Here is a 3,224-nt window from a genome sequence, read left to right on the forward strand (position 1 = left end):
ATTCGATGGTACAACGAGAAGCGGATCAAGATATCACTTGGCGCTCGAAGCCCAATCGAATATCGAAACAGTCTTGGCATTGTGACGTAAAACCAGTCCAAGTTTTTATCCGCACCCCCACAACATCATCCCGTTCTTCCAGTTCATGCCAGAGATCCGCAAGGTGATTTATACCACGAACGCTATTGAATCGCTGAACATGTCCATGCGCAAGCTCACCCGCAACCGAAGGATATTCCCAAATGACGATTCCGTGCTAAAAGCACTCTATCTGGCCATCAACCACGCCGCGAGGAACTGGAAGGCCATTCACTTCTGGAAGCCTGCTTTGCAAAGCTTCCACATCATGTTCGGCGATGACAGAATGCCTATCGCTGAACTATGAAAAAACGCTCGGACACACTTTAATTTACAGTCTCGCTCTCCATCCTAGAGTCATTGCGCCTTGTCGCGGGCCGAAAGCTTGAATCCTTCAGGTGTGTCTTCGACGACATATCCCTCATCGCTCATGCGGCTACGAAGTTCATCTGCGGTTTTCCAATCACGCCGGAGACGGGCAGTCTGTCGGAGCTCCGCCAAGTCCTGGATCTCAGGAGGTGCTGAAAAGGGGGTGTCGGAGAACATATTCGCCGCTACCAGAAGCCTCAGTCCTGCGACGTTGTCGAACATCTCGACGATCCGTAGCTTGGCTGGCGGATGCAGTTGCTCGTCGTTCAGCGCAGATTGTAGGAGCGTCAGGGCGGCGGGGGTTCCGAGGTCATTGTTGAAGGCATCTGAGATCTTCTCTTCATATGAATGTCCTTCATGCGGTTCAGACCCGCCACCCGTTTGAGAACCGGCTTGAACTTGGATCTCGGTGATCGTTTGCTTAAGGCGTCGGAAAGCAACATTCGCGCTTTCCAGTATCTCCCACGAGAACTTCATGGTGTTTCGATAATGCGATTTCATGCATAGAAAGCGAAAGGCCAGCGGGTCCATACCCCGCTCTACAATGCTAAATGCAGTGGCGAATGTGCCTTTCGATTTTGCCATACGCTCGTCGTTTTCCATCTGGAGGAAATTGCCGTGCATCCAGTAGCGCACGAAAGGGACGCAGCCAGTGGCGTTCTCACTCTGAGCGATTTCGTTGCTATGGTGGACAGGAATATGGTCTATACCTCCCGTATGAATATCGAATTGAACGCCCAGATAAAAGGTTGACATCGCGCTGCATTCAATGTGCCAGCCTGGAAAGCCAACGCCCCAAGGGGATGGCCATTCCATTTGCCGGTTCTCGTCTGCGCGTGAAAACTTCCAGAGCGCAAAGTCCGTTTTGTTGCGCTTTTCCGCGGCCGCTACACGTATTCCCGATCGCAATCCTTCTTTGTCCAACCGAGCCAGACGACCGTAATCACCAACAAGGGAGGTATCAAAGTATATACCGTCCTCAGTTCGATACGTGAAACCTTTTGCTTCGAGTTGCTCGACCATCCTAATTTGCTGAGGAATATGTTCTGTCGCTCTGCAGAGTGTATTGGGGCTCACAATATTGAGGAGTTCACACTGCTCGATAAAGGCCTTCTCGTAAGTTTCTGCAATCTGCCATGCCGTTTGCCCTTCCCGAGCAGCGCCTAGCTCCATCTTGTCTTCACCTTCGTCGGCATCGCTGGTAAGATGGCCAACATCAGTAATATTCATGACATGATTGACGGTGAATTCATTTGCTCTCAACAACCGAACAAGTGTGTCAGAGAATATATAGGTTCGCATGTTCCCTAGATGAGCGTTGTTATAAACCGTCGGGCCACATGTATAAACGCCCACATGGTGCCCGGTCAAAGGAACGAATGTTTCCGCGGAACGCGACATCGTATTGAATAGGTAGATTGGTTTTCTCGGCATCACGGATCCATTTTTAGGCATACAGAGGTGACAAGTTTAGGTTGGCTGGGTGGCCAATTCAAGTGTTGACGAGACTGCCGCAAGGGGAAGAGCGCCCGAACATAGTCCTAGAATCTTCCGTCGGCCCTTATCGAAACCGTCGGGCGTGGCGACTTTTCAACGCCATGGCGCTGGCGGCTGTCGAACCATGCGGCAAATCCCGGTGCATCTGCCCTGACATCCGCATCGTCGACGACATATAGCTGCTTTTCGGGTGACGTGCGGAACCAGACGAATTCCTGCTCTACATCGGGCAACTGATGATCCCGATGAAGCGGCGTCCCCCACCCAGCGGGATCAACCAGCACGAGGATCCGCGCCACGTCCTCCAGGGGGAAGCTTTCGATGAGTTCTCGAGTCGCCGGAAGAGTTTCGTAAAGCGGGGAACGATCCCAAAGGTCAGGGTTCCCATAGTCGGCAGGCACGCGGCCGGAGCCTTCCTCCCCGTTTCGGATGCTTAAACGGATTTTCTTTGGTCCGCACGGCTGTCCCCGCAATTCGAACTGTTCGAGGTAGGGTGATTGAGAGGCCATCAGAATCTCAATCAATTCCAGTATTTCAGCTTCGACTTTCTGTCGAATATCGATGTTAACCCATTGATCCAAGGAATAAATCATCGTGTTCTCCTGTCCTTTTATCGTTCAGGATAAATTTTCCAGTGATCCGATAGGCCGCCCCGCTGGTAATATTTCACTTTGAAATCTACGTTCTGCATCGCCCTATTCAGTTCGGGGCAGTCATTCATCAAACTTGTTCGTATCGCGTTGGTGACGCCCTCTTGATCGAAGGCTTCAAGATTCACTGCCTCGACATGGAGGCAAATTTCTTTGCGGCCATCCACTGTCCGAGTGGTGGCGCAAAACCGGGGAAAGGGAAATTGCGAGAGCGCGTGGTGAGCATAGACGGCTTCCCCGATCTCCCGGGTTCCGAAATATAGGTCCTCACCTGTTTCCGATATCAATTTGACGCAATGTTTGGTGCGACCGGAAAGGCGAATTTTTAGGCCGGGGTCGCCGCAGGCACATCCATAACCAAGATTTCTCGCGACATCGCCTGTCGCGTAGCGAATAAGCGGCATTACCCGCTGAAACGGGAATAAGGATGTGAGCAATAGAACGCCTTGCTGACCGATGGGCACCGGTTTCATGGAATCCGGATGAACGACTTCGGCATACATCGTCGGACCTAGAGCGTGTCCTTTGAAGGCTGAATCAGTTTTGAGGTGACAATCGGCAATCTGTCTGATTCAAGGTTTCCAGATAAGGAGGCTTTCGATGGGACGAGCATTAAGCACTGATTTGCGA

4 protein-coding genes and 1 pseudogene are annotated in these 3,224 nt (G+C 51.7%); 2 read left to right on the forward strand and 3 right to left on the reverse strand.

What is annotated here, in order from left to right; all coding sequences use genetic code 11:
• Positions 1-90, forward strand: a 90-nt coding sequence (locus OIV19_RS23465) for an IS3 family transposase (RefSeq protein WP_264234318.1), incomplete at its 5' end; no start/stop codon positions are given.
• A gap of 31 nt (positions 91-121) precedes the next feature.
• Positions 122-385 (forward strand): annotated as a pseudogene (locus OIV19_RS23470) (transposase); the annotation flags it as partial.
• 50 nt (positions 386-435) lie between these two features.
• Here OIV19_RS23470 and cysS read toward each other — a convergent pair.
• The 3 genes from cysS to OIV19_RS23485 all read right to left on the reverse strand — a co-directional run bounded on the left by cysS (position 436) and on the right by OIV19_RS23485 (position 3,097).
• On the reverse strand, positions 436-1,881 hold the full coding sequence (gene cysS, locus OIV19_RS23475; RefSeq protein WP_264234315.1) for a cysteine--tRNA ligase: 1,446 nt from the start codon (positions 1,879-1,881) through the stop codon (positions 436-438).
• Between the two features lie 107 nt (positions 1,882-1,988).
• A complete protein-coding gene (locus OIV19_RS23480) occupies positions 1,989-2,537 on the reverse strand; it encodes a hypothetical protein (RefSeq protein WP_264234316.1) in 549 nt (182 codons plus the stop codon).
• A gap of 17 nt (positions 2,538-2,554) precedes the next feature.
• Positions 2,555-3,097, reverse strand: coding sequence for an acyl-CoA synthetase family protein (locus OIV19_RS23485; RefSeq protein WP_264234317.1), 543 nt, complete (start codon positions 3,095-3,097; stop codon positions 2,555-2,557).
• Between the last annotated feature and the right edge of the window lie 127 nt (positions 3,098-3,224).

It is taken from the genome of Brucella sp. HL-2 (assembly GCF_025846885.2).
Taxonomy (GTDB): domain Bacteria; phylum Pseudomonadota; class Alphaproteobacteria; order Rhizobiales; family Rhizobiaceae; genus Brucella; species Brucella quorumnocens.